At 72.9% G+C, this 25,837-nt stretch carries 28 protein-coding genes; 9 read left to right on the top strand and 19 right to left on the bottom strand.

Annotated elements, in window-relative coordinates:
• Nucleotides 1–21 precede the first annotated feature (21 nt).
• Nucleotides 22–2,964 carry a M3 family metallopeptidase gene (locus ABD223_RS13630; RefSeq protein ID WP_344036524.1) on the top strand — a complete coding sequence of 981 codons (2,943 nt, stop codon included), beginning with the start codon at nt 22–24 and terminating at the stop codon, nt 2,962–2,964.
• Between the two features lie 121 nt (nt 2,965–3,085).
• Here ABD223_RS13630 and ABD223_RS13625 read toward each other — a convergent pair whose 3' ends face one another.
• On the bottom strand, nt 3,086–3,517 hold the full coding sequence (locus ABD223_RS13625; RefSeq protein ID WP_344036523.1) for a hypothetical protein: 432 nt from the start codon (nt 3,515–3,517) through the stop codon (nt 3,086–3,088).
• 85 nt (nt 3,518–3,602) lie between these two features.
• Nucleotides 3,603–3,947 (bottom strand): hypothetical protein, encoded by a 345-nt coding sequence (locus ABD223_RS13620; protein WP_344036522.1) that lies wholly within the window; start codon nt 3,945–3,947, stop codon nt 3,603–3,605.
• 99 nt (nt 3,948–4,046) lie between these two features.
• Here ABD223_RS13620 and ABD223_RS13615 point away from each other — a divergent pair, with 99 nt between their 5' ends.
• From ABD223_RS13615 to ABD223_RS13595, 5 genes are all read left to right on the top strand, one after another.
• Nucleotides 4,047–4,598 carry a hypothetical protein gene (locus tag ABD223_RS13615; RefSeq protein ID WP_344036521.1) on the top strand — a complete coding sequence of 184 codons (552 nt, stop codon included), beginning with the start codon at nt 4,047–4,049 and terminating at the stop codon, nt 4,596–4,598.
• Nucleotides 4,595–5,035 (top strand): hypothetical protein, encoded by a 441-nt coding sequence (locus ABD223_RS13610; protein WP_344036520.1) that lies wholly within the window; start codon nt 4,595–4,597, stop codon nt 5,033–5,035. The genes ABD223_RS13615 and ABD223_RS13610 overlap by 4 nt, the downstream gene beginning before the upstream one ends.
• A 6-nt stretch (nt 5,036–5,041) precedes the next feature.
• Nucleotides 5,042–5,893, top strand: a complete 852-nt coding sequence (locus ABD223_RS13605; RefSeq protein WP_344036519.1) for a hypothetical protein — start codon at nt 5,042–5,044, stop codon at nt 5,891–5,893.
• Between the two features lie 96 nt (nt 5,894–5,989).
• Nucleotides 5,990–6,340 carry a hypothetical protein gene (locus tag ABD223_RS13600; RefSeq protein ID WP_344036518.1) on the top strand — a complete coding sequence of 117 codons (351 nt, stop codon included), beginning with the start codon at nt 5,990–5,992 and terminating at the stop codon, nt 6,338–6,340.
• Nucleotides 6,340–6,900, top strand: coding sequence for a hypothetical protein (locus tag ABD223_RS13595; protein WP_344036516.1), 561 nt, complete (start codon nt 6,340–6,342; stop codon nt 6,898–6,900). The genes ABD223_RS13600 and ABD223_RS13595 overlap by 1 nt, the downstream gene beginning before the upstream one ends.
• Before the next feature lie 430 nt (nt 6,901–7,330).
• On the opposite strand, the gene ABD223_RS13590 is transcribed toward ABD223_RS13595, so the two are convergent.
• From ABD223_RS13590 to ABD223_RS13580, 3 genes are all read right to left on the bottom strand, one after another.
• Nucleotides 7,331–8,275: a hypothetical protein gene (locus ABD223_RS13590; RefSeq protein ID WP_344036514.1), complete on the bottom strand. Its 945-nt coding sequence runs from the start codon at nt 8,273–8,275 to the stop codon at nt 7,331–7,333.
• Between the two features lie 141 nt (nt 8,276–8,416).
• A complete protein-coding gene (locus tag ABD223_RS13585) occupies nt 8,417–9,040 on the bottom strand; it encodes a hypothetical protein (RefSeq protein WP_344036513.1) in 624 nt (207 codons plus the stop codon).
• A 24-nt stretch (nt 9,041–9,064) separates the two neighbouring features.
• Entirely contained in the window at nt 9,065–9,655 is a 591-nt protein-coding gene (locus tag ABD223_RS13580; RefSeq protein ID WP_344036512.1) for a hypothetical protein, read from the bottom strand.
• A gap of 276 nt (nt 9,656–9,931) precedes the next feature.
• Between ABD223_RS13580 and ABD223_RS13575 the strand changes: the two genes are divergently transcribed.
• Both ABD223_RS13575 and ABD223_RS13570 read left to right on the top strand, forming a co-directional pair.
• Nucleotides 9,932–10,195 carry a hypothetical protein gene (locus tag ABD223_RS13575; protein ID WP_344036511.1) on the top strand — a complete coding sequence of 88 codons (264 nt, stop codon included), beginning with the start codon at nt 9,932–9,934 and terminating at the stop codon, nt 10,193–10,195.
• Nucleotides 10,192–10,932, top strand: coding sequence for a hypothetical protein (locus tag ABD223_RS13570; RefSeq protein ID WP_344036510.1), 741 nt, complete (start codon nt 10,192–10,194; stop codon nt 10,930–10,932). Before ABD223_RS13575 ends, ABD223_RS13570 begins: the two co-directional genes overlap by 4 nt.
• Here ABD223_RS13570 and ABD223_RS13565 read toward each other — a convergent pair.
• The 10 genes from ABD223_RS13565 to ABD223_RS13520 form a co-directional block, all read right to left on the bottom strand.
• The gene (locus tag ABD223_RS13565; RefSeq protein WP_344036509.1) at nt 10,911–11,516 is read right to left on the bottom strand and encodes a glycosyltransferase family 2 protein; all 606 of its coding nucleotides are present in this window, start codon (nt 11,514–11,516) and stop codon (nt 10,911–10,913) included. The two genes, ABD223_RS13570 and ABD223_RS13565, sit on opposite strands and share 22 nt — an antisense overlap.
• A gap of 108 nt (nt 11,517–11,624) precedes the next feature.
• Nucleotides 11,625–11,963 (bottom strand): hypothetical protein, encoded by a 339-nt coding sequence (locus ABD223_RS13560; RefSeq protein ID WP_344036508.1) that lies wholly within the window; start codon nt 11,961–11,963, stop codon nt 11,625–11,627.
• Nucleotides 11,960–12,970 (bottom strand): glycoside hydrolase domain-containing protein, encoded by a 1,011-nt coding sequence (locus ABD223_RS13555; RefSeq protein WP_344036507.1) that lies wholly within the window; start codon nt 12,968–12,970, stop codon nt 11,960–11,962. Before ABD223_RS13555 ends, ABD223_RS13560 begins: the two co-directional genes overlap by 4 nt.
• A 2-nt stretch (nt 12,971–12,972) precedes the next feature.
• Nucleotides 12,973–13,824 (bottom strand): hypothetical protein, encoded by an 852-nt coding sequence (locus ABD223_RS13550; protein ID WP_344036506.1) that lies wholly within the window; start codon nt 13,822–13,824, stop codon nt 12,973–12,975.
• Nucleotides 13,821–14,234, bottom strand: a complete 414-nt coding sequence (locus ABD223_RS13545) for a hypothetical protein (protein ID WP_344036505.1) — start codon at nt 14,232–14,234, stop codon at nt 13,821–13,823. The genes ABD223_RS13550 and ABD223_RS13545 overlap by 4 nt, the downstream gene beginning before the upstream one ends.
• Nucleotides 14,231–14,614, bottom strand: coding sequence for a hypothetical protein (locus tag ABD223_RS13540; RefSeq protein ID WP_344036504.1), 384 nt, complete (start codon nt 14,612–14,614; stop codon nt 14,231–14,233). The genes ABD223_RS13545 and ABD223_RS13540 overlap by 4 nt, the downstream gene beginning before the upstream one ends.
• A gap of 24 nt (nt 14,615–14,638) precedes the next feature.
• Nucleotides 14,639–15,493: a hypothetical protein gene (locus ABD223_RS13535; RefSeq protein ID WP_344036503.1), complete on the bottom strand. Its 855-nt coding sequence runs from the start codon at nt 15,491–15,493 to the stop codon at nt 14,639–14,641.
• Nucleotides 15,494–15,522: 29 nt separating this feature from the next.
• Entirely contained in the window at nt 15,523–16,134 is a 612-nt protein-coding gene (locus ABD223_RS13530; protein WP_344036502.1) for a hypothetical protein, read from the bottom strand.
• Nucleotides 16,135–16,142: 8 nt separating this feature from the next.
• Complete coding sequence (locus ABD223_RS13525) at nt 16,143–18,701, bottom strand: phage tail protein (protein WP_344036501.1); 2,559 nt, start codon at nt 18,699–18,701, stop codon at nt 16,143–16,145.
• Between the two features lie 173 nt (nt 18,702–18,874).
• The gene (locus tag ABD223_RS13520) at nt 18,875–20,080 is read right to left on the bottom strand and encodes a hypothetical protein (RefSeq protein ID WP_344036500.1); all 1,206 of its coding nucleotides are present in this window, start codon (nt 20,078–20,080) and stop codon (nt 18,875–18,877) included.
• Nucleotides 20,081–20,169: 89 nt separating this feature from the next.
• Here ABD223_RS13520 and ABD223_RS13515 point away from each other — a divergent pair, with 89 nt between their 5' ends.
• A complete protein-coding gene (locus tag ABD223_RS13515) occupies nt 20,170–20,475 on the top strand; it encodes a hypothetical protein (RefSeq protein WP_344036498.1) in 306 nt (101 codons plus the stop codon).
• Nucleotides 20,476–20,477: 2 nt separating this feature from the next.
• Here the strand turns inward: ABD223_RS13515 and ABD223_RS13510 are convergent, their stop codons facing one another.
• The 4 genes from ABD223_RS13510 to ABD223_RS13495 all read right to left on the bottom strand — a co-directional run bounded on the left by ABD223_RS13510 (nt 20,478) and on the right by ABD223_RS13495 (nt 25,836).
• Nucleotides 20,478–24,365, bottom strand: a complete 3,888-nt coding sequence (locus ABD223_RS13510; protein ID WP_344036497.1) for a hypothetical protein — start codon at nt 24,363–24,365, stop codon at nt 20,478–20,480.
• Nucleotides 24,366–24,380: 15 nt separating this feature from the next.
• A complete protein-coding gene (locus ABD223_RS13505) occupies nt 24,381–24,752 on the bottom strand; it encodes a hypothetical protein (protein ID WP_344036496.1) in 372 nt (123 codons plus the stop codon).
• The gene (locus ABD223_RS13500; RefSeq protein ID WP_344036495.1) at nt 24,749–25,186 is read right to left on the bottom strand and encodes a hypothetical protein; all 438 of its coding nucleotides are present in this window, start codon (nt 25,184–25,186) and stop codon (nt 24,749–24,751) included. Before ABD223_RS13500 ends, ABD223_RS13505 begins: the two co-directional genes overlap by 4 nt.
• 89 nt (nt 25,187–25,275) lie before the next feature.
• Complete coding sequence (locus ABD223_RS13495) at nt 25,276–25,836, bottom strand: hypothetical protein (RefSeq protein ID WP_344036494.1); 561 nt, start codon at nt 25,834–25,836, stop codon at nt 25,276–25,278.
• Nucleotide 25,837 lies beyond the last annotated feature (1 nt).

The raw sequence follows: 25,837 nt of genomic DNA, 5'->3' as shown, positions 1-25,837 counted from the left end.
CCGACAAGGAACGAGGCCCCCGTGACCACCGACTTATCCGGCACCAACCCGCTCGCCGACCCGACCACGTGGCCGTCCGGGTGGCCGCCGCTGCACCTGGTCGCCGACCACCACGTCGAGCCCGCCGTCCGGGCCGCAGTCGAGGCCCGCGCCGCCGCCCTGGCGGCCGTGCGCGACAGCCCCGCCCTGCCGACGTTCGACGACGTCCAGGCGATCGAGCTGGCCCACGACCGGCTGTGGCCGATCCGGCAGGCGTGGTCGGTGCTGCTCAAGACCCGCAGCACCGACGCTCGCCGCGCGGTGGACGCCGTGGTGGCGCCGCTGCTGGCCGACGCCGACGCCGCCGCCTGGCTCGACTCCGCCCTGGCCGCCCGCGTCGCCGACGTCCACGGCCGCCGCCACGAACTGGGCCTGGAGCACGAGGACCTGCACCTGGTCGAGCGCCTTCACCGCCGGTTCCGGCGCGCCGGCGCACACCTGGACCCGCCCGGCCGGGACCGGCTGCACGCGCTGACCGTGCGCGAGGCCGAGCTGGAGACCGCGATCGAGGCCCGCCTGACCTCCGGCCAGGACGCCGCCGCGGTGCACGTCACCGACCCCGCCGAGCTGGCCGGCCTGGACGAGGTCGACCTGGCCCGCGCCGCCGAGGCCGCCGCCGAGCACGGCCTGCCCGGGTGGCTGCTCACCCTCACCGGCGCCACCGTGCAGCCGGTCCTGGCGCACCTGGAGGACGCCGACCTGCGCCGCCGCGTCCACCACGCCTCGACCGACCGCTGCTCGCGCGGCGACGCCCACGACACCCGCGCCCTGGTGGTCGAGCTGCTGCGGATCCGCGCCGAGCGTGCCGGGCTGCTGGGCTACGCCCACCACGCCGACTACGTCCTCGACGTCCAGACCGCCGGGACGGTCGGCGCGGTGCGGACGCTGCTGCACGAGCTGGCGCCGCACGCGGTGCGCCTGGTCGCGGCCGAGGACGCCGCCCTCGGTGCTGGCGGTCCGGTCGCCCCGTGGGACCGGCCCCGCCTCGCCCACCAGGCCCACCACCCCGGCGACGGCACGGCCGAGGTCGACGTGCGCGACTACCTGTCGCTGAACACCGTGCTCGACGGGGTCTGCAACACCCTGGTCGACCTGTTCGACCTGCGGTTCCGGCCCCGACCCGACCTCACCCCGCCCGTGCCCGACGCCTGGGTGTGGGAGGCCGTCGACGACGACGGCCAGTACCTGGGCCTGGTCCTGGTCGACCCCCACCGCCGCCCCGGCAAGCGCGCCGGCGCGTGGACCACCGAGCTGGTCGCCCAGTCCCGACTGCTGCGCCGCCGCGGCGCGGTCGCCCTGTGCCTCAACCTCCCCAGGCCCGACGCGCGGCTTCACGGCGACGTGCTGCTCACCCCCGACCAGGCCGTCCAGGTGTGGCACGAGATGGGCCACGTCGCCCACGCCATGCTCTCCGACGTCCACTACCCCGGCGACGCCGGCCACGCCCGGCTCCCCCGCGACGTGGTCGAGGTGCCCGCCGTGGTGCAGGAGATGTGGGCGCTCGACCCGGACGTGCTGCGCGACTACGCCCGCCACCACACCACCCGCGAACCCATTCCCGCCGACCTCGCGGACCGCCTGGGAGGCGCCCGCCACGGGACCGGCTACCGGCTGCACGAGGACGTCGCCGCGTCCCTGGTCGACCTGGCGCTGCACTCCCTGACCCCCGACCAGGTGCCCGAGGCCACCTGCCTGGAGGAACACGCCCAGCGCGTGCTGGCCGACGCAGGCCTCGCCGACGGTGTCCCGCTGCGCTACCCGGTGCCGATCTTCCGTCATATCTGGGTCGGCGGCTATGACGCCCGCTACTACGCCTACACCTGGTCGGACGTGCTGTCCGCCCGGATCCATGCCCGCCTCGGCGACATCGGCACCGCCGGCGACCGGCTGCGCGCGGTGCTGGCGCGGGGCAGCGCAGAACCCGAGCTCTACCTGGAGCTGGCCGGCGGCCGACCCGACCCCGACGCGCTGCTGGCCCGACTCGGCGCCCGCTCACCCGATCCGGACGCGGCGCGATGGATCGCGGCGACCGCGGATGCCGCGGACCGGCTGCTCCATCCCGGCACAGCCCGGCTGCCCGTGCCTCCCCTACAGCCGCCCGCGCTCCCGTTCGCCGACCGCGGCGGCGCCGCGCGTTGGCTGACCGCGAACGCCGACGCCCTGACCCAGGCACAGCAGGACGCCGCAGCCGCAGGCCTGCACGAGACCGTGATGCTGCTGGCCGGCGCCGCCCGACACCTGACGCGGGGCCCGCGCGCGGGCTGGACGGCGCGCCTGGACGCGGAGACCCGCGGCATCACCGCCGCGCGCGCCGCCGGATCCCGAGAGGCCGAGGCGTACCTGCTGATCCGTCGCTCGGAAACCCACCGGCTGCTGGACAACACCGAGCACACGTCCACGGACCTGTGGTCGGCGCTGGCCCTAGCCGACGTGCTCGGGGACGACACCCGCCGCCGCGAAGCGGTCGGCGGGCTGTCCCTGCTGTACCGGTCGCTCGGCGACCTCGGACGCGCCCGCGAGTACGCCCGACGGCAGCTGGACATGGCGCGCCGGTCCGGCGACCCACTGCCCGAAGCGATCGCCGAGTGCGCCCTCGGGCAGCTCGCCGCCGAAGCTGGCGGGTACACCGACGCCGTGCGGCACGCCGAACGGCAGATGGAGCTGCGCGAACTGGCAGGCGACCCGGTCGGGACCGCCTACGCCCGCCACGACCTGGCCGTGGCCAGGCAGGGCCTCGGAGAACACGACGCGGCAAGCGAGCTGTGCGGCCAGGCCGTGGCCGCCTACCGGGTGTACGGCGGCACCGACGCCCTGCGGGCCGAGGCGCTGGAGACCTGGGCGCGGTCGCTGGACCACCTCGGCGCGACCAAAAAGGCAGCGGAGTGTCGGGCCGAGGCGGCGGGCCTCGTCGAGCACCTGTGCTGACCGGACGACACGAGCCGTCCGACAGTTACCGGTAAACCCTTATCGACGGGACGCGAGGAGTCTGACCTCTTCATGCCGACGCCCCGCCTCCTCGGAGTGCGGGGCGTCTCGCCGAGCTCGGTCAGTAGCGTCGACGCCCCGCGCGCCTCGCCTGCACGGCCCGCCCGTGCGCCCGCCGGGAGGCCTCTTCCGGGATCGCCTCGACGTCGGCGACCGCCCGCGCGAGCCGATCGGCGCAGGACGCCGGGCCGCCCGTGGCCGTCTCGTACTCGGCGAGCAGCTCCCGAACCAGGTTCGCGAGCCGGGTGATCCGCGGGTCGCGAAGCGGCTCGTGCGGGATCGGGGTGTAGGTGGTCTCGACCTCGTCGTGGGGCAGGGTGCGGCTCTCCCGGCCGGGGGTGACGTGCCACTGCCCGGTGTCGGGGTCCTGGGCCACCGCGACGAGGTCGGTCGGTGCCCAGTCGACGGATCCGCTGTTGTAGACCTGCCACGTGGTGCCGTCCGGTGCTCTCAGGGCAGCCGCGGAGGAGAAGTCCCTGCTGTGGCTCTGCATTCTGCGAGTGTGGCGTAGAGGACTGACCGCCGACGTGCTGCTGCCCCTGACCACCACAGCGGTCAGGGGCAGCGTGCTGTCCGGGCTAAAGGGTGATGTTGCCGTCCCGATCGACGACGCCGGTGACCGTCTCGTCCTGGTAGGTGTCGGTGAGGAGGAGGTGGCCGCTGTCGGTGACGCGGTGGGTGAGGGTAGAGCCCGCGGCGGTCGCCTCGGCCTGGGCGCGGCGGAGGCGGTCCTGCTGCGCGGCGGTCATCGTCGGGACGACCGGGGCGGGGGACATGACGTTCAGCAGTGCCTGGATGCCGATCATGGGGTCGGCGGCGATGGCGCGGCGGGCAGCGTCCAGGTTCTGCCAGTCGGCCGGGTCGAGCGTGGACTTGGCCTCGTTGACCAGGGCGTCGATCTCGGCGTCGAGGGTGGTGGTCATCGCGTCCTCCGTGGTGTCCCGTTGATGACACCACCCTAGGTGCTCAAATCTGAGCTGTCAACATTGACATGTCAGAATTGAACATCTACTGTTCGTGGCATGACCACCGACACGGCCACCGACCACGCCGAAGAACTCCTGCTGGAGTGGGGCGCCGTCTACCGAGACCGCGACGCCCGCATCCTCCTGGGCCTGCTTGCAGGCATGCCCAAGGCCCGCATCCACCGGCTGATGGGCATCGCCCGCAACACCGTCGAGGCGGTGCTGGAGGAGTACACCGACCGCTCCACCGGCACGCCCGTCATCGACACCGCCGCCGTGCTCCGCGCCCGCGCCCGCGTGACGTCCGGCATGACCGCCCCCGAGTTCGACTTCAGCCTCAGCAACCACCACGTCGGCGACAAGCGCGCGGTCGCGGCCATGGCGGACGAGGCCTTCCGCATGGCCAACGAGGGCCACCCGCCCGTGCAGCCCGACGACGGCCCGGAGGTCGCCCAGGCGCACCGGGACCGCGGAGACGCCCTCTGGACCGAGACGTGGCCCCAGGTCGAGGCGATGATCGCCCGCGCCCGGCAGATGACGTTCACCAACTGGTCCACCGAGGCCCAGGCCCGCGGCCGCAAGCTCGACTACGCCCGGGAGCAGTCGTGATCGACCCCATCCGTGGGCTGCTCGGCCAGCTCATCTGCGGCGGGTGGATCGGTGAGGACCTGCGCGACGGCAGCGACCTGGCGTTCCTGTTCCTCGCCACGCCCGGCGGCGGCGCGCTGGGCCTGCCCGTCGACGAGGCGATGGGCCTGCTCGCCGGCAGGCTCGGCATCGACTCCCGGCCGGGCCGGGTCACCCTGACCCCGCCCACCGCCAGCCACGTCGAAGTGCGTCCGCGCGACTGGGCGGCGCTGGTCGTCGACGGCGAGACCGTGGTCGAACGCCCGACCTCCCCCGACTGGATCGCGACCGCCTGCGCGGTGGGCCGCGTCGCCCTCGGCGTGGCCTACACCGCGCTGCCCCCCGGCGTGCCCGTGGAGGACCACACCGACGGCCCGTCGGTGCTGGCCCTGCTCACCGTCACCGACACCAGGAGGTAGGCCACCATGCCCCGCACGCAGGTGCACCCCGACGTACCCTTGGAGCACGCCTGGCAGGAGGGCCGCCGGATCTGGGTGCGCACCCCCAAGGACTCCCAGCTCAACCGGGAGCTGATCGAGCTGGGCTCGACGTGGGACTGGGCGGAGCGCGCCCGCTGGGTCGGCACCGTCAAGCGCGCCGCCGTGACCGCGCTGCTCCTGGCCGACGAGCAGCGCGAGCAGGAGAAGCGGGACGCCGACCGCCGGCAGATCGAGGCCGGCCACTGGGTGCAGCTGTCGCGCGATGTCGAGGGCGTGGTCACCGCCACGCACCAGCTGGCGACGGAGCTGGGCGCGGTGTGGGACGGCGAGCACTGGCGGTACGCGCTGCCCGACGACGTCACCCGCGGCAGGCTCCAGCGGGCGCTGGACGCCTGGCTGGCGCGGCGGCAGGCCGACCGGGACCGCAGCGAGGCCGAACGGCGTGACCGCCACCGGGCGCAGCAGGAGGAGCAGGCCCGCCAGAAGGCCGACGCCCTCCAGGCCGAGGCCGAACGGACCGAGCGCCGCCGGGCCCAGGTGCTGGCCGACAGCGGCCGCATCGGCACCGGTGAGACGGTGACCGAGCGCCGCTACGACGAGCGGTACATGAACCGGGCCGGCGCGGAACAGGTGGCGTGGCAGGTGGGCACGGTGCACCGGCTGCGCGACGGCCGCCACGGCCTGGTCGTCGACCGGCACATCCGGTTCTACAGCGAGGACCAGGCCACCGAGTACAGCCACGAGGTCCAGTTGCCCGACAACGCCCACTGGGCGTTCACCTACACCCTGGCCGTCGTCGAGCCCGCTGCGGCCCACGTCGAACCGGTAACGCGCTGACCAGCGCACGCCGACGCCCCGCTCGCCGCATGGTGGGCGGGGCGTTGTGCTGCCCACCCTTTGACATGCGAGCACCAATGCTCGTATGTTGTGTGCATGGACGCCGCCACCCCCGCCCAGACCGCCTACCTCGCCGACCTCCGCGACACCCTCGCCGGACAGACCGGCGAGGAGTGGGAGTTCATCCACGGCAGCGCCGACCGGCGCATCGCCCTCGCCCTTACCAAGCGCGCCCGCCAGGGCGAGCAGTACCTGGCCACCTGGGCGCAGCAGAACAACGTCGGCTGGCTGGAGCCCACCACCGCCGACACCACCGAGACCATCCAGGCCCGCATCGCCGCCATGCGCGCCCGCCTGCTCGGCCTCACCGTCGACGACATCGCCGCCCTGACCACGACCGAGGCGTCCGCCCTGATCGACGCCGCCAAGCGACTGGCGCACTCCTGATGGCCGACCTCTGGACCGTCGAGCAGGCCGCCCGCCACTGGGGGGTCAGCCCCTCCCGGGCGCGGGCGATCATCGCCAAGGCCGCCCTCACCCGCGTCACCGCCTACGACGCCGACGCCGTCCGCGCCGTCCCCCGCCCCGGCCGCGGGGCCCGCACCGACCTCACCGACCCGAACGGGACCGCCATGCTCGCCGCCGAAGCCCGCGACCTCGCCGCCCGCGCCCTGCGCGACCGCCACGCGCCGGACCTGCGCCACGCCGCCACCTACCCCACCACCGGCGGCCGGACCCTGCGCGTGCAGTGGCACACCCGGTTCGAGTGGCGCGACCCCGAGCACCCCAACCAGTTCGACGCCGACCGGGGCACCATCGTGGAACTGGTCGAACTGGCCGGTCGTGTCGGGTCGACCGACACCTGCCGGCCCGAGGGCGACGCTCCCGGCCGCTACTGGTGGGCGCACGACGCCATCGCCGCACCGAAGCCGTACCGGATCGCGATGGTCACGGACGAGGACCTGGCCGAGGCCGTGCGCCTGCTGCTGACCACCGCCCGAGGCTGACCGCCACGCGCCGACGCCCCGCCTCCCGTGGAGAGCGGGGCGTCGTGCTGTCCGGGGTCAGCAGCCAGGGCAGGTGGCAGTCCGGGAGATGTCACTGGGGCAGTCCCCGCCGGTGAGCGCGCACTTGGTGGGGCCGAGGGTGACATGCGGTGCGGCGCCAGCCGGGATCGACTGGCAGGAAACGGTGTTGTCGTCGGCAGCCGGGGCGGATGACGCGGACGGACGGGCGAGAATCGACGTGGTCATGATCTCGAGTCTGGCACCTCGGCCGCTCAGAAAGTGGCCAGAAAGTCGCCAACCTGGCCAGCGGCGTGAGACGACACGGTCGTGCGGGCCTGAACCCGTAACCGGATCGGACAGGGTCCGCGCCAGCGGACCTGACCGTGCCGCTGTCCCGCTCGCCGCGAGCGGGACAGCGTGCTGTCCGGGGTCAGCCGCGCAGCAGCGCGGTGTCGCCGTCCATCTCCGTGGCCTGCTCCTGCCCGAGCACCATGCACCGCAGGTCCAGGTCGTGCGGCAGCACCGGCGCCTCGCCCAGCAGCACCGCGCCCGCAGCGACCAGGAACACCCTCAGGATCGCGTCCGTGCCGCGCTTGTAGCCGATGCCCTGGTAGAGCAGGTAGGCCGCGGTGCGCCAGGCCGCGGCGTCGCCGGGCTCGGCGGCCCCGAGCACGGCCATGCCGGTGGTCCAGCACAGGCCGCGCGAGGTGGTGGAGCCGGTGACGGCGTAGATCGGGTCGCCGCCGGTCTCCATGCGGGACACGTCGTGGCCGCGGGCCGCCAGGCGGTCGGCCAGCACCTGGGTGATCCGGGCTGCGGTGCGGCCCCGGATCAACTTGTTGCCGCGGATCTCCGCCCCGGACGGGGCGCGCACGACGGTGCGCAGCACGTCACCGGTCACGCCCTCGCGGTCGAACCGCGCGAGCGCGAGGCGCCCGTAGTGCGCCAGGACGTCGTGGGCAGGGGTGGGCGTGCCGCCGACGTACTGCTGTCGCTCCGGGTCCCACTGGGCGCCCTCACGGTGCCGGCCGACGTAGCCCAGCCGGTCCATGTTGTCCCCGCCCCGCTCCAGCGACAGCAGCACCCGCCGGGCCTCCAGCACCGTGCCCGACCCGCGGGCGTCGGGGCCGCCCAAGGCGAGGCTGTAGCGCCAGGCGTGGGCCTGGGCGTAGGCGACGCGCAGACGCTCGATGCGCACCAGCGGGTGCGCCATGTCCCGCAGATCCTGATCCAGCAGCACCCGCAGCTGCTCGGCGGCCTGCGCCTGGACTTCGGCGAACGCGGCCACCTTCGCACGCCGTGCCGGGTCGGAGCTGCGGACCGCGAGGGCCGGGGTGGGGAAGCTGTCGGCGGTGATGGCGGTGGTGGTCGGCATGAGGTCAGCCTCTCGCGCTGCGTGCCGGAGTGGGAGGGGTTGCCCATTGCCTCCTGCGGTGGGCGACGCGGCGGGCACCCGTTGCGGTGGCGCGCCACCGCGGCAGCCGGGCCGGGCGCGGTCGGCGCCCGGCCCGAACGGTCAGTGCTCGGGCGGTTCCGGCGTGCGGTGTTCATGCGCGACGTCAACCAGGTCCGTCAGGGTCACACGGCCCGCCTCGGCCCGGTCCACCAGCGCGTACACCGCCACCCTGGCCGCGCAGGCGGCCAGCTGGTACGCCGTGCGCAGTTCCGGTGTCCACTCCACCTGGCCGGCTGGCGCGGCAGGGTCGACGTCCGTGAGCAGGCCCTGTTCCCGCAAGGCATGCTCCGACGCCGTGGTGATGGCTTGGCGGATGGCCTCGCTCGCGCGCAGGAACGGATCCCAGTCGGGCAGCGCCTGGGGCGGGGCGTCGGCGTCGAGAGGCGACACCTGTTGCCACACCTGCGCCCAGTCCGGGCTGTAGCCCTCGGCGACCGGGGTGAGCATGATCGACACGGGGGCGTCCTCGCCGTCGGCTTGGGCGGCGCGCTCGGGGTAGACCTGGACGTGGTAGCCGGCGGGCGTGGCCGGGCTGATCTCGTTGCCGTCGGCGTCGCGGCGGGCCTCGGTGCGGTCGCGCCAGTCCACGGTCACGTGGTGGCCGCCGTGGCGGATCAGGGCCGGAACGTCCACTGTGGCGGTGTCGGGGCGGTCGGGGGTGCGCAGACCGGGGTCGTGGCTCATTGGGTGCCCTTCGGGTTCGGTGGGTCAGCGGTTCTGGTGAGGGTTGAGGTCGGCGAGCATCTGCTCGAAGCCTTCGACGGGCTGCGTGCTGTGGTGCAGGTAGCGCCCCGAGTCGTCGAGGTATCCCCAGTCGCCGCGCACCCCGGCATCGCACACCATCAGGCTCAACGTCCTGCCGGGGTCGTGGACCTCGCACACCTCGTGGAACACGGCTTTGTCCACCACGTTCCCCGCGCCGGTCGTGTGCTCGACCCCGAGCTGGTCGACGACGCGGCCCCGGTCGGCGTCGTGCACCCAGCGGTTCTCGGTGTAACCGCCGGCGAGCACGTTGCCGACGAACCGCCGCCACGGGTGGTTGTGCGGCATGCCGCGCAGGTCCGGGCGGTACCAGATGTTCAGCTTCACCGTGAGGTCCGCGCCCTTGGCCAGCGTCAGCTCGGCCTTGGACATGACGCCGTCGGCCTCGGGGATCAGCCACCACGAGCGCGGCGCGGTGAAGCGCTCCCAGGTCAGGTGCAACTGCGGGACGTGCTCGGCGATACCCGAGGCGGCTGCGGCGTACAGCTCGTCGTCGACGACCAGGCCCGGCACGACGACGGTCTTCTTGGTGGTCATGCCTCTACCGTGGCGGCAAACGCGTTGCCGCACAACGGTTTCAGCCCTCCGAAACGCCTGTGAAACAGGAAACCCTTCCGGCCTGCGCGGTGTCGACAATCTGTCGAGTTTCTGTCCAGAAGCTGTCCGAGGTTGTAGGTCGTGTCCGCCCGTCCTATGTGCGCGCCCAACGCGCACCCCTCGCTTCCGAGCCACATGTTTGTCAACCTACTACTTGACAAACATGTGGCTTCGTTGTCAACCTGGCGGTAGACAAACTGGATGGGGAGGTGCCCGGTGGAGACGACCACGCTGGACATGAACGAGTTCGTGATCAACGGGATCGCGGTGAGCGCGTACAACATCGCGCCCACCTTCGGCTGGGAGGGCGCGCGCGAGGTGATCGACGGCTGGGCCGGGGACGGCTTCAGCCTGGACGGGCCGTGCCACGTCGAGGAGTGCGACTGCGGCCCGGACGCCTACCGCCGCTACGAGAACCTCACCGCGACGCCGGAGCAGGTCGACGCCGCGATCGCGCGGGCGCAGGAGTGGGCGGCGTGACCGGGCGGGACGACGTGGTCGACGAGCCGGATGCGATCCGGGAACTGTTCGAGGGCTCCGACGTCGACGTCGACGCCATGCTCGCCGACGAGGACCCCGTCCAGGTCGCCATCGACTACGTCCAGGGCGTGCTGCTCGGGCGGATCGCCGACCCGGTCCAGCGCTGGAAGGCTGTGGCCGCACTCGCCGACGCGCTTCCCGCCGCCCTGGACCGCGTGCGGGCCTTGTGTGTCGGCCAGCTCGTCGCCGACGACCAGTCGGTCGCCGACGCCGCGCGCCAGCTGGGGATCAGCCGGCAACGCGCCAACGAACTGCTCAAGGGCGAGAACCACCCCACCCCCCGGGAGCTGAAGCGCAAGCCGGCCGAGGACGAGCCGGGTTACCGCTTCGGCATCTACCTCGGCGCGGCCTCCTACCTGGCCGAGGCCATGGACAAGGCACGGCCGACCACGGGTGCCAGGCGCCAGCTCACGAACATGACCATGCACGCCCACCTCCAGCCCGCTGGCACCCACGCCCGAGTCACCCAGGCCTTCCAGCTCTGGCTCAAGAGGTTCCCCGGAAGGTTCCGCGAGCTGCGCGCCGAGCTGGAGCAGGCGTCGGCAGACCTCGGCGACCTGCCGCACACCCTTTCCCTGGAGCAGCAGAGTCACATGTTCGTGGCGCAGAGCAAGACGCGGCTGCGCCTCGCCGCCGAGCACAAACGCAAGGCCGGTCAGGCGGCGGAGTCGCCCTGACCGGGCACGCCTGAGGTGTTGCGGCCGTGGTGGTTCCACCACCAGGTGCGCTGCGGCACGTGCACGACTTGGGCGCCGAGCGCCACGCACGCCAGGGTGAACTGGTAGTCCTCGCCGTAGCGCTGCCCGCCGACCCGCGCGTCGGCGGGCGGCGCGTGGAACCCGGCCTCCTGCGCCAGCTCGGTGCGGACCAGGGTGGTGATGGTGGTCTGGATCGGGTCGGCCGGGTCGAACACCCGGCCGAAGTGCCCGAGCGGATCCGCCGCGATCTCGTGGCCGAACCCGTTGCGGACCTGGTAGTAGCTGTAGACGTAGTCCGCGCCGGTCTCCTGCGCGCACCGCGCCAGGGTCTCCAGGTGGTGCGGCATGAACTCGTCGTCGCTGTCGAGGAACGCGGTCCACTCGGCGCGCACGGCCTGGAGACCGCGGTCGCGGGTGGTCCAGGCGCCGCCGCCGCCCGGGTCGACCGGCACGTGCAGCTCGGCCGCGGGCAGGGTCTGCGCCCACACCGAGCCGATGGCGCGCTGGGTCATGCCGTTGGCGATGCGGGCGCGGTGGGTGGGGATGACGACGCCGATGTCCACGGTGGTCCCTCACAAGTGGTCGAAGAAGGAGAAGTGCGGCCCCCGCACCTGGCGTTTGCGCAGGTGCGAGGGCCGTTTCTGCCGCCGCCACGGCAGCACTGGGGCCGGCTACTCCGGCAGCGAGGTGATGCGGTGGGAGCCGTCCGGGCCCGCGCTGGCGGGCACCAGGCGCACCCCGGCGTTGTTCTGCGGGTCGGCGACCGGGGTCACCAGCGGCTCGGCGCGCCGCACGACCTTGAACGCGGCCAGCAGCGCGGTCACCAGCGTGACCACGCCGGGGATCGCGCCGAGCAGGCCCTCCACGGCGTCGCCCTGGACCTGGCTGAGGATGCCCCAGCCGACCAGGGCGGTGACGACCGAGCCGGCCAGCGACACGGCGCTGCCGACGCTCTTGAACGCCTCCAGGATCGGGCGCGGCCGGTCGGCCGGGATGGTCGGGGCCATCACGCGTTCACCTCCTGCGCCGCAGCCGGGGCGTGGGCGGCGAGCAGGCGGGCGAGCTCGTCGCGGAACGCGAGCGCGGTCTCCTTCGCCTCCTCCAGGTTGTCGGCGTCCTGGACCCGGCCGAGGGCGTCCTCGACCTTCTGGGCGATGCCCGCGTTGACCCCCTCGATCACCAGCTTGGCCTGGCGGGTGGTCTGCTCGTCCCACAGCGCCCGGAGCCGCTCCTCGGTGATGTCCGGGTCGCTGGTGACCATGGCGAACACCTTGAGGACCACGTCGCGCACCTCGCGCGTCATCTCGTTGGTGTACCGCAGCAGCTCCCACGCCGCGGCGTCGGTCCGCTTGTCCACCGGGTCCGGCGTACGCGGGACCCGGTGGTCCCACACTTCCTGTGCGCTCACGTCACCCTCCAGGGTGTGCTGGCCCCAGTCGTCCCGGAGCACGTCGTTGTAGTCGCAGGTGATGCCGGACACGTAGACGTATCCGGCGTACTGGTAGAGGTGGCGGCCGCCGAACATGCGCGGCGGCGTGCCGGACCAGGCCCTGCACTGCCAGAACCACCGGGCGACGCCCCTGCTCTCGCCGACCGGTTCGCTCGCGGCGCGGGCGCACACGTCGTGCTCGCCGTACACGCCGGTCCACTCGCGACCGAGCACCGACCCGGCGCCACGCAGGTAGTCCATCGCCGCCCGGAACTCCGGCTCGGTGACCACGTCCCGGTCGACCGCCATGTAGATCGGCCGCTCGCGGGGGAAGCCGATCGCGTCGGCGTGCGCCCTGGCGCGGCGCGCGGCCGCGACGCCGCCGCTGTAGCCGGAGCGCCAGTCGTCGGCGTGGTCCTCGTAGACCAGCGCCATGCCGATCCCGTGGCGGGTGAAGTCCTCCAGCTCGGCCTTGCTCGTGCACTTGCGGCGGTCGGGGAAGCCGATGTACCTCACGGCGCCGCCGTAGCCGGCGGCCTTGATCGCCGCCGCGCCGGGAAACCCGGCGCTGTAGTCGAGCACTTGCATGGTCACCTCCTGAGAGGCAGTAGGGGCGGCGGGGTCGTCGCCGTGGGTGTGGGGGCCTGGACCTGCACCACACAGGTCCAGGTGTCGGCGGTGCCGCCGTCGGCCAGCAGCACGGTGATCTGCGAGTAGGAGCCGCCGCGCGGGCACAACGCGTCGGGGTTGTCGCGCAGCAGCGTCGTGATCGCAGCCTGGATCTCCTCCGCGGTGGGAGTGCGGCCGTCGGCACCGTCCCGGCCGGGCTGCCCGTCGACGCCGTCGCGGCCGTCCGCGCCGTCGACGCCGTCCTGCCCCGCCTCGCCCTGCTCGCCGGGGGGACCGGCGGGCGGGGGGTTGGCGACGAGGTAACCGGCGACCTGCGCGCCGATCTGCTGCGGGCTGGGTGCGGCCAGCGCCGGGTTCGCCCGGACCACGGCGACGATCGCCGCGGCCAACTCGTCGCTGGACGGGGAGGTGTCGGGCAGTGACGCAAGTACCCGCGCCGTGGCGGCGGCCACGAGCACCTCGGAGTCCTGGTCCCGTCCGGGCTGCGGGATGGGCACCGGCGCCTGGCCGCGCCGCTCCAGCTCGGCGTTGGCGGTGTCGCCGGCCGTCTTGGCCTGCTCGGCGAGCTGCCGCAGCTCGGTCACCGCGGCCTCGGCCTGCACCAGCCGCGGCTTGAGCTCGGTGTAGGCCAGGGCGACCGCGCTGGAGATCAACGCGGACACCAGCGCGACCGACACCATGATGTAGGGCAGCCACCGCTTCGCCGCGCGGTCGGTGGCCACCCGCGCAGTCGTGGCCACCGTCGCCGCGGTGTCCTGCCGCACGGCGGCGTCGAGCGCGTCGAGCGCGTCGTCCTCCGGGTGCTCGCTCACCGCGGCCCCCTCTCCAGCCGGTCGACGAGGGCCTCGATCCGCGCATCGCGGCGCGCGAGCTCGACGTCCTTGACCGCGCTCGCACGCCGCTCCTCGGCGAGCTCGTCCGCCAGTCGGTCCGCGCGTTCCTGGGCCTCGTCCCGCTCCCGCCGCAGATCGGCGACGATCTCGCGCACCAGGTCGACCGGGCCCTCCACCGCTGGCGGGACGGCAGGCGCGGCAGTGGTGGAGGCGGGCGGCTGTCCGCGCTTCATCCGCTCGGCCAGCGCTGGCCCGGTCGCGGTGGCGATCACGCCGAGCAGGGCGATCACGCCGAGGGCGATCGCCAGCCACGGTGGTCCCGTGGCCGCGGCCTGGGCGAAGTACACGGCCGCGTCCCGGTGCGCGTCCGAGGGCCACGGCAGGCTCACGTGCGTCCCACCCTGGCGTCCACGCGGGCCTGGGCGCGCCGCCACACCCCCAGGGCGTGCAGCGGCGCGGCCAGCACGAGGTTGTGCACCAGGCTGCCCCACCCGCTCAGCTGTCCGGCGGGCAGGCTCGCGGCCAACGCCAGGCCCCAGAACACGAACGCCATCAGCGCCACCACGTGCCCGATCGCGCTGCGCCGCAGGGCCAGCAGCAGCGCGCCCGCCAGGATGAACACCGCGCCCCACAGCGGAATCGGCGCACCGAGCGACCGGACCACGGTGAACGTGCCGGCCGAGTACCACTGCGACGGGCCCATGGCGTAGCCGGCGCCCAGCACGATCGCGTGGAGGCCGAGCACGATGCGAACAGCGAGCGAGAGCACGGCGCCGCCTCCTCGGGGTGGGGGTCATGCCGGGATCACCAGCGCCTCGAACAGCGCCAGCACCGCGGTGGTGGTCATCGCCCCGGTCCCGTACATCCGGTCCTGCACCAGCACGAACGTCGACGCGCCGGTCAGCGACCCCGACTTGGGCCACACCGCGGTGGGGGTGACGCAGTGCCGGTAGGCGCCGTCGCTGCCGCCCGCGGCGCACACCAGCGACCCGGCCGAGCTGGTCAACCGGATCGACACCTGGGTCTGCGTGCCGGCCACCGACTGGATCTCGGCCGCGCCGCTGAGCTGCACGACGTAGCTGTAGCCGGGGTCGGGGATGGACAGGGTGGCGATGGTGTGCGCGGTCGCGGTCGTCCCGCTGGCGGTGGTGAAGCTGGTGGTGCGCAGCCGCTGGGGCGCTGTCACGCGGGTGGTGCCGACCACCAGGTTGTTGTCGGTACGCAGAACGCCGGCCGCAGACCGGTACAGGTTGGTGTCCGGAGGGGTCGAGCCGCCCGGCCCCCACTGCCACCGCCCGTCGAAGTCGACCAGGAACCCCACGTGGGTCTCACCGGATCTCCGACCCTCCAGCAGCCGGTTACCCGACAGGGTGCTGGTGGTGTGTATCCGCAGCGGCGCGGAGGCTCCGACATTGCCGACCAACACCGGCCCGGACGCGACCACAATCGGCACCCAACTCCCGCTGGCCGGGCTGGAGCCGTTGGAGAAGTAGACGCTGCCGGTGTCGGTCTCCCGGATCGGTTTTCCGTTGTAAGGAGCCGAGGGACGCGTGGAGCTGGTGACCGCTTCGAACCCGACTGCGGTGTCGACTTTGATGCTGTTGTTGTTGACCGTCTCGACGGAGTAGTTCTCCTCGGCGGTCTCCATTACCAGCCCAAGCCGGGTCGTGAGGCTGCTCATGCGGTCGGCCCGCCGAACAACCCAGCACGCTCCAAGTCCAGTGCGCGCCGGACGCGAGTGATGCGAGGCAGTTGGACCTCGGCGGCCTGAGCACGCCGTACCTGGACGTGTATTGCGCGCAGAAGACCAACGTGCTCTGCCTTGGCTGCCATCACGGCCACGTCGATGCCCGGTGCCTGTCGGACCGGGTCGAGCGGATGTCCGACGGTCGGTTTGGCACCCACGCCCACCCCGGAACCGATGCCGGCGGTTGTTGCCGAACCGGAGAAGCCCGTGGTCGTGCCAGGCCGGGTAGAGATCCGGTTGCGTAGTTTTGCGGCTGCGCACCGGGCGACGTGGTCGCGGCGGGCGGTCGCGATGTCCGGAGCATCGATCAGCCCCGCACCCATGGCCCAGTCCTGCGCGGTGAGGTAAGGCTCACACAACACAATGTCAAGCAGGGTGTCGATGTCGGCAGGGTCGAACCCGTATTCGGCTGCCCTCCACTCCAGAATGTCCACCGGGAACACGTGGACGCCGTGCTCGGTGATGCCGGTGCCGTAGGTTGTTTCCCGGTGGGCGTGCCACTGGTCACCGATTCGCTCGACTCTCGTGAAAGCGATCCTCATGGAGGTTCTCACCCGTACCTGATTGCCCACACGAAAACGTCCACGTTTCCGGCAGGATATTGGATACTGAATCCCGTCTGGGAGCGTGCTGTCACGGCGTGCGAAGACGCGGTGGGAGGCGATCCGGAAGTACCCTGGATTTCCACGAACGGCAAGGGCGTCGTGGCGTAGGTGGCCCCGTAGCTGTAGCTCAGGCTTGTCCCTGACCCGCCGACCTGGTCGACGTGAAGGGCGCTCAGGCCTCCGATTGTGGCAGCCCTGTTGAAAAATCCGCGGTAGGAAATACCTCCCTCTGAGCTGAAGCGCTGGTACCACTCGCCGAAAGGGCTGGTGTAACCATAGAAGGCGGCTCCGCCTCCACCGTTCTCAAGTTGAAAGGTGATGCGTCCGCCGTTCAGGGCATTGTCCGAATTTCGGCGGGCAGCAAGGCTGAAGATGCTGTTGTATGCGTCCTGGGAGATGTAGTTCGTCGTGTCGTCGTCGTACATCGCAATGGATGCGCGGCCCACATAGTTGTTCGGATCGATGACAATTCTTTGACCGGAGGTGCCGGTTCGTAGTTCACCGGTGAATGTGCCCTCGCCGGTGTTCGCGTTCAAGTTGACGGTGTTGACGTTGGAGCCGTTGTAGAGCCGTAGACCCAGCGCGTCGGCTTCCATGCGCGCACCGGAGTTGGCTGTCTTGATCGACCCGGCCAAGATCCACGCCGCGGTGATCGTGCCGGCAGTCACCTTGGAGACGGTCAGGTCGGAGATGTGCGCGGAGTCGATCAGCAGCACCTCGGACTGCGCGGCCGTCGACGGCGACGATCTGTTGCCTGCCTCGTCGACCGCGACGACCTTGATGTAGACCTCGTCGGTCTCCTCTACCGGAAAGGTGCCGATTGCGGGAATTTCGCCCAACAACATGCCGTTGTTGGCCAGCAGTTTGCCGATTCGGGTGCTGTCGTCGGGGAAGAAGCTCGGGGTGTACTGGGCATGGATTTCCAGGTGATGCAGGTCCGGGTCGAGGTTGTAGGTGCCACCGTCGGCGCGGCCGAGGGCGTGGGTGATCTGCACCGCGATCCGCGACGCCGCAACGCTCGGCGGCGCTGGGGTCGCCGGGGCGAGGGTGTCGCCGACGGTCTGGATCGTCTCGGTCGCCGACCACACCGACACGTTGGCGGGGTTGGCGTTGTCGAACGCACGGACCCGGATGTCGTAGGGCACGCCCGGGGTGAGCTCCTGGAGCAGCGCGTCGGTGTCGCCCCACTGCGTCCACGTCGACTGCCACGGTCCGGCCTGGTAGGTGATCGGCTGCGCGTGCGTGCCCGCGGCCAGCTCGCCGTGGGTGTAGGCGCTCATCTGCCCGTGCGTGCTCGGGAAGACCGGGGTCGCCCCGGTGCGGTACTGCACCTCGTACCGGTCCCCGTCGATCACCAACGTCCCGTCCGTGTTGGACGGCGTGGTCCACCGAACCTGCACCTGCGCCCGCGTGATCCCCGACGCCGCCGACTGGTACACCGCCTGCGCGAACGGCAGCACGAAGCTCGGCGCGGCGGGGACGCTGGTGTCGGCCACCGGCCGCGACCCGGGCTGCTCGCCGGTGGCCGACAGCAGCCGCGCCGCGCTGCCCACGGTCAGGCTGGTGAAGCCGGTCTCCCACTGCACGTAGTCGGTCAGGTCGACCCAGTCCCCGTCGGCGTCCCGGTAGGCCACCGACATGCCGCGCGCGACCGGCCACGTCATCTCCACCAGCCGCAGCCGCCGCGGCCGCAGCCACCGGCCGCGGTACCGGACCTCCGGATCCCCCTCCGCGCCGACCAGGCCGATCTGGTCGTTGTAGACGTGCACCCAGTCCCCGACCGACACCGAGCCGACCACGTCGTACTCGCTCGTGGACAGCGTCAGCGCGGTGCGCTCCGTCGACGACTCCGACAGCGCCAGCTGCGCCCGGGCGGTCGCGGTGACCGCCGACGTGCGCGACTCCGACACGAGCCTGGTGATCGCCACGGGGTTGCCGCGCAGGTCCCGGTAGGGGTTGAGGCCCGGGGCGAGGTTGGCGGAGCCGGTGGCGACCGACGCGCCGGACCCGGAGGCGAGCACCACCGCCCGCGTGGCGTAGTCCTCGACGTCGGCGCTGAGCTGCCCCTGGGCGCCCAGGCCGCGGCGGCCCATGTCCACGCCGCCCTCGCCGCGCCGCACGATCAGGCAGGTCGGCTCGGTGACGAACAGATCCGAGGCGTGACCGGCGTCGAGGGTGGCGTCGCCGTTGACCCGCCAGTCCACCGGATCCTCGGGGTCGGCGGTGAACGTGTCGACGACGTAGTCGATGGCGGTGCGCGGGTCCTGCCACTGGTGAGTTCCGGTGTAGGCGCCGGTGACCGAGTGGATCGTGCCCTCGACCACCGCCCCGGAGGCGGGCAGCAGCGCCTCGATCGTCGGCTGGAACGCGCTCGCGCTGAACGTGGTCGGGGCCTCGAACACGGCGCCGGTCTTGCCGTCGCCGAGCCACCACTCCATGCCCGCGCCGCCCAACGACGACGTCGCGCCGCTGCCCTCGTCGGCCAGCTGCGCCGAGAGCACCACCCCGACGTAGCGCGCCGAGCTCAGCAGCCCGTCCCCGTCGACCCGGCAGTCCACCCGGCCCATCGACACGGCGACGTGGCCGAACCGGGCGAGCCGGTCCAGCACGTGCCGCGGCGTGGCCGCCGAGAGCTTGATGCCCCACCGGCCGGGCTTGCGCAGCACCTGGGCGACCGTCATCGGCGCACCGCCGTCACGCTCTCCGCCGGCGCGCCGAGGTACTGCGCGAACAGGTCGGCCGGCTGGTCCCCTGCGACCGCGCCCGACCCCCCGGCGATCACACCGACGACCGCGTCCAGCGTGGTCGTGGCCGCCAGGCTGATGCCACCGGCGGCCGTGTCCGCGGTGTGCGTCAACGCCGACCCGACGATGAACCGGTTGCCGTCGGCGTCGTCGGCAGTGGCGCGCACGTAGCCAGTGGCCGCGGTCCCGGCCTCCGCGGCCGCGCGCACGACCTTGAGGGTGCTGGAGTAGGCGGCCTGCACGTACAGCTCGGCGGTCCGGGCACCGCGACGCAGCGACACGTCCACGGTGATCCGACCCGAGGACTGCGACCGCAGCAGCCTGATCACCACCAACTCGGGCTCGTTGTAGAGCACCGACGCCGCGTCGAACGCCCCGATCGAGACCCCGCCCGTGAGCACGTCCCACGCCTTCGGCCGCCAGGCGCCGCCGGTGTAGGCCGACACCTCCAGCACCCCGGACGACGCCAGCGGCCGGACGCGCACCAGGCCGTTGTGGACCTCCCAGTCCGAGGCGGCCAGCGCGAACCCGAGGCCGGTGCGCTCCAGGTCGTTCGCGTCGAGCAGCCGTACCCGGCCGGCCAGGTAGTCGCCGACCGCGCAGCCCCAGCGCGGCGCCACGTCGACCGGCACGCCGCGGTACACCGTCATCGCCCCGTCGGTGCCGGTGCGGGTCACGGTGGACGGCTGGGTGGCGCCGGTCCAGTACGCGTAGTGCCCGATCGGCGGCGCGTGCCACCGCTCCCCGGACGCGCCGAAGGAGTTGTTGCGGGTGGCCGCGCCGCCGAGCCGGGACTCCAGGTCGACCTCGGTGTCCGCGCCGTGCCGCTGGAGGGTGAGGTTCCAGTCGCAGGTGACGACCTCGCCCTGCCAGGACAGCAGCTTGGATCCGACATCGCGAACCTCGTAGTAGCCGTCCCGGTCCGCCTTGTCGGTCCACGTGACCGGCACCAGGGCGCCCATCAAGTTGCCGACGTCGTCCTGGACGCGCACCAGCTCGGCGGCCGTGCGCGGCGGCAGCGCCTCCTGCCCCGAGATCGACACCGTGCGTATGCCGCTGCTCGCGTTGACCTTGTCGTCGTAGACCGTGGTCGCCTCGCGCAGCGGGAGGCGACCGACCTGGACGGTGCCGAAGCTCATCGCGCCCTCCCACGAAAGGGTCTAGTGGTAGACCCGAAGGGGGTCGGTCGGCTACGGTCTAGTGCTAGACCCGACTGGAGGGCAGTGCGATGACCACCCCGAGACCCACCCACAGCCCCACCCGCGACCAGATCGCCGGAGGCGAAGGCATCCGCTGGGACGCCGACCCCGTCTTCGAGTTCGCCGACGAGGTCGACGCCCTCATGACCGTGGAGCTGCTCGGACAGGAGCTGAAGGCCGCCCGGCGACAGGTCGAAGCCACCATGGCGTACCTCGCCACCGCCATGCGCGCCGCCCGCAAGGTGCACGAGGACGGCCGACCCACGAGCAAGAAGGCGATCTGGGACGCCAGCGGCCTGGCCAAGCAGACTGCCTACGACATCTTCGACGGCTGATCTCACGTGCGACCCCCCTGCACCACGCGCATCGCCTCGGTGACCCGGTCGACGAACAGCCGGGCGTTGGCGTCCATGGCGTACGGGTCGGTCAGATCCACGACCGCGTCGAGCTGGAGGACCAGCTGCCCGATCGTGAAGCCCCCGGCCCCGGCCGGTGCGCCGGCGGCCGCGGCGGCCGACCCGGCGCCGGGCAGCTCGGTCGGCATGGCCGCGCCGTCACCGCCGATGCCCTCCAGCCCGGAGCGCACGGCCGCGGCCTGGCGCAGCGACGCGCGCTCGACCGCCGCGGTGCCCTCGTCCAGGCCGACGACCAGACCGGCGGGGACCTCGCTGGCCAGCTCCGCCGCGACCTTCGACGGCGAGCTGATGCCCAGCGCCTGCTTGATCGGGTCGGGGATGACGCGCTTGATCCAGGACCACACCTGCTCGGTCAGCCAGCCACCCATCGACGTCAGGCCGGAGAACAGGCCGCGCACCAGATCCGAGCCCACACTCTTGAGGACGTCGCCGACGTTGCCGATCGCGTCGCGGATGCGCTGCGGCAGGCCCTTGACCCAGTCGACCAGCTCCCAGAACCGGTTGACCGCGCTCACCTTGGCGTTGCCGACCCAGTCGCTGAACTTGCCGCCCAGCTCGCCGAACCAGGACAGGATGTTCTTGATCTGGCCGACGTAGTCCCGCACGTGGTCCTTGATCCCCTGCCACACCTCGGGGAACAGCTCGCCGATGGACTTCAGGCCGTCGGCCAGCGGGCCGAAGAAGAACTCGTTGATGTCCATGAACTTGTCGAGCAGCCACACCGCGGCCGGCACGACGATCTCGACCATCTTGGTCGCGAGGTCGATCAGCGCCGGCATGAGCGGGATCAGCGCCTCGGTCAGGTCGATGAAGATGTCGACCATCTCGGGCAGGTGCGGTGCGAGCTCGACGATGGCGTCGGTCAGGGTCTGGGCGATGGTCTCGGCCAGCTGCGTCAGCTCGGGCAGCAGCGGCTGCATCGCCTCCAGCCAGCGCAGCGCCGCGTCCGCCAGCACGGGGATCAGCTCGACCGCGAGCTGCGCGAGCGGCTCGATCAGCTGGGCCAGCGCCTCCCACCACACCCCGAGGGCCTCGGCGATGCGGGGCAGCACCGGCTCCAGGGAGTCGACGAGGGTCTCGACGACCGGGATCAGCGCCTCCAGCACCGTCTGCAGCGCCGGCGCGAGCGCGGAGAGCAGGTCGGCCGCGAACTGCGCGGCCAGCCCGACCAGCGGCGCGAACGCGGCGAGGAACTCGCCCGCGGTGACCAGCAGCGGCGCGAAGGCCTCGACGACCTGACCGATCGCCTCCGCGATGGTGACCAGCACCGGCCGCAGCGCGTCGAGCACCGGCCGCAGCGCGTCGACGAGGATGCGCACGAAGTCGCCGACCACCGGCGCCAGCGCGGTGAACGCCGGAGCGATCGCGGAGACGATCATGGCGACGAGCTCGCCCAGCGGCCCGAGCAGCGACGAGGCGGCGTCGAAGATGGCGCGCAGCAGCTCGCCCATCGGGCCCATGGCCGGGCCCAGCGCGCCCATGAAGTCACCGAGGCCGCCGACCAGGCTGGTGATGCCGTCGGCGATGGCCTGCGTCACCGGCGCGGCCTGGGCGCCCAGCGCCATGATGTCGCTGAACATCTGGATCATGCCGTCGCCGGTGGCCTGGAAGATCGGCAGGCTGTTGGCGAAGTTCGCCGCGAGGTCGGACTGGAACTGCGCGGACTGGAACAGCTGGCCGAACCCGCGGGCGGTCTCGCCCATGATCGAGCCGATGCCGACCAGGCCCTGCTCGAAGATCGGGAACAGCGCGAGGCTGTCCTGGAACATCTGGGTGAAGCCGGGCAACGTGGCCGCGGCCACGGAGGCCTGCAGCTCGTCGAACGCCGGCTTCATCGACAGCAGCTGCATGACCAGGTCCCGCGCCGCCGGCGACAGCTTGGCCATGGCCTGCTCGAACTTCGACACCCCACCCGCGGCGGCCTCGGCGGAGGCGGCCTGCTGGGCCTGGATGTCGGCCAGGCGCTCGATCGCGCGGGCGACGTCCTCGTCGGCCTGGGCGCGCTGCTCGGCGGCGTCGCGGTGCGCCCGCGCCAGCTCGGCCTGCGCGTCGGCGGCGTCCCGGGAGGCGTCGGCGACCTGTTCGCGCGCGGCGACGACCTGCCGGTCGCCCTCCACGCCGCGCCGGTTGGCGTCCTCGACCTCGGCGCGCAGGTCTGCCTCGGCCTCCCGCACCTCGTCCAGCCGGGCCTGGGCCTCCCGCACCGCGAGGTCGGCCTGCCGGCGCTCCAGGTCGGTGGCCAGCGGGTCGGCCATGACCTGGCGCAGCCGCTCGCGGGCGGACTCCAGCGCCAGCGTCGCGCCCTCCTCCCGCAGCCCGCTGGTGGACAGCCGGCGGTTGAGGTCCTCCAGCTGCTCGGCGGCGGCCCGGCGGGCGTCGGTCAGCGCCTCCTGCGCGCGCCGCTCGTCGTCGTGCGCGTCGGCCACCCGCCGCTCCGCAGACGTCACCAGCTCCGCGGCGTCCTCGTAGGCCCGCGCCCGGTCGGCCTGGGCCTCGGAGATCGCCCGGGTGGCGTCCCGGATCGCCGTGGCGTTGGCCAGCTGGGTGGCGGCGGACTGGCCGGTCGCCGCGGCGGCGGCGTTCTGGTCCTGGGTGTACGCGCGCAGCGCGCCGAAGACCCCGCCGAACGACAACCCCAAGGCCCCCAGGGCGCCCGCCGCGCCGATGGCCACCGGGCCCAGCGCGGCGATCGCCGCGGCACCCACCCCGGCCAGCGGCGCGATCCCACCCAGCCCGATGGCGGCGTAGCGGCTGATCGTCGCCAGCGACGAGCCCGACCGGGCCGCGGCCGCGCCCAGGCGGGTGGACAGGTCGTTGCCGGCCGCCGAGCTGGACCGGCTGATGTCGGCGGCGGCGTCGCGGGCGTGCCCGGCCATGCGCTCGGTGGCCTGCTTGACCTGCCGCTCGGCCTCCTGGAGGGACCGGTCGTCGGCCTCCACCTCGACCGGCACGCGGGCCTGCACCGACGCCGTGACTTGCTCGACCTGGTCGCGGACCTTCTGCCGCCACTCCGCCGCGTCCTTGACGTCCAGCGGCACCTCGGCCCGCGCGGCCTCGCTCACCTCGCGGATCGCCGCCGCCAGCTTCTGCTGGAACTCCTCGCTGTCGGGCTCGACCGGCAGCTTCGCAAACTGCCTGGCGGCGGCCTTGAGGTCGGCGTCGACCTTCGTGATCCACGCCCGCTGCACCGGGTCGGCCAGCGTGGTCGGGACCTTGGCCGGGGCCTGCCGCTCGACCGACTCCACCGCCTGGCGGCGTGCCCGCTGCGAGGGCAACTGCAGCCGCACCGGCAGGTCGATCGGCCGCTCGCGCAGCTCGTCGCGCAGCCGCCGCCGCTCGGTCGCCGACGGGCCCTTGAGCACGATGGGCAGCTCGATCGGCCGGTCCCGCAGCTCGTCGCGCAGGCGTCGCCGTTCCGCGGCCGTGGGCGCCCGCAGGGTGACGGGCAGCTCCAGCGGCCGGTCCCGCAGCTCGTCGCGGACCCGCCGGACCTCCCGCGCAGGCGGGGTCCGCAGCGTCACCGCCAGCGGGAGCGGCGAGCCAGCCAGCTCGTCGCGCAACCTCCGCAGCTCCGCGCCCGACGGACGCCGCAGCTGGGTGGCGACCTCGACCGGCCGTTGCCGCAGCGCCTCGCGCAGCGCCCGCCGCTCCGCCGCCGTCGGCGCCCGCAGGCTGGTCGGCAATTCGAACGCGCGGGCGTTGCGCAGGCGCTCGCGCAGCGTCCGCAGATCACCGGGCGTGTGGTCGCGCAGGTGGACGTCCGCGAACGCCTCACCGAGCTTGAAGCCCTCACCCGCAGCTGCGGTCACGTCCACCTCCTTCGGTCACATCTCGATCAGGCCGGGGAACATGGCGGCCATCTGCTCCAGCGACACCTCCCGGACCTCGGCCCCGGCCGGGCCCGCGCGGTGCGCGGACGGGGCCGGGCCGGATGCCGGGCGAGCCGGCGCACGAGCGGCGGGCGGGGCGGGCGCGGTGCGGCGGTCCTCCTCGGCCAGCCGCGCCGCCATCACCCCGCTGTAGGCGAACGTCCTGCGCGCCATGGCGAAGAACCTCCAGCCGGGTGGCGCCTCGACGTCGAGGTCGATGCCCCAGATGTGCAGGAAGTCCGCTTGGAGGTCGTCGAGGTGGTCCGCCACCCAGGCGATCTGGCGGCTACGGGCCTCCCAGCCCTCCAGGTCAAGCCACGGGCTCACGCACTTCGCGTGGACCCGCCTTTTGGGCCGTCCAGCGTGCCCATCGACAGCCGCTGCAGGTGCTGCATGATCGACCTGAGTTGCTCGGGGGTCATCGCGTCGCACTCGGCCAGCGCGTCGTACGCCTCCGGGCCGAGCATGCGTTCGAGCAGCTCGGCCAGCGCCAACTCCGTCCCGGCCTGCCACGCGGTCCGCACGAACCGCAGCGCGATCGCGGGCGGAGGGTTGGCCGGCACGTGGTAGGCAACGCCGTCGATGCTGAACAGGTGGATCAGCTCCTGCTCGACCGGCGTCTCCGGGGTGACGATCTCGATCGGCTCGAAGTCCCCGACGGCGGTCAGCGCCGCCGTCTTCGGCGACGCCTTGGCCGGGGCCTTGCGGGGCTTGGCGGCGGGCGCACGGCGCGGCGCGCGCTTGGTGGTGGTGGCGACCATGGACGTGTCCTTCGTGGAGTGGCGGCCCCGGGCCGGACGGGCGGCGGGGAAAGGCGGCGGGCCGGGGAGAGGGCGGCCCACCGCCGAGGTCAGTCGGTGCCGTCGATCACCCGGAACGAGGGCACCGACTGGCTGACGTAGTGGGTCGCGAGGTCCACCGGGACGAGGGTCTTGCCGTCCTTGGTGTAGGCCGACTCCATGTTCGCGATGTTGAGCACCTTGCGGCCGATGACCATGCGCCGGTTGCCCGCCGGCGCCCAGCCGTGCAGCAGCACGGCCCAGTAGTTGGGCTGGGTCGCGCTGCTCTCGCTGGCTGGCGCCCACGACTTCCACCCGGAGCCGGACGCCGACGTGCCGCCGTTGAGCATCCGGTCGACGTTCTCCAGCGTCGGCTCGGCCAGGCTGGTGGCGATGTTGCAGTCGCGGTTGGTCAGCCGCCGGCCCGCCGCCTCGACGAGCTGGTCGACGGTGAGCACGGAGTAGGTGAGGGCGACGTTGAGCCGCGCGCCGCCGTCGGTGCCGCCCAGGTCGCTCCATGCCGACGCCGCGGGCGTGGAGTTCACGGTCGCCTCGCCGGGCTCGGTCGCGCCGAACACCCCGGCGTACAGCTCGGCCGGGCCCTGGACGAGGTTGGCAGTGGTGACGGCCATG

The sequence above is a fragment of the Saccharothrix xinjiangensis genome, assembly GCF_039527585.1.
Taxonomy (GTDB): domain Bacteria; phylum Actinomycetota; class Actinomycetes; order Mycobacteriales; family Pseudonocardiaceae; genus Actinosynnema; species Actinosynnema xinjiangensis.
This window is presented reverse-complemented; position numbering and strand designations above follow the sequence as displayed.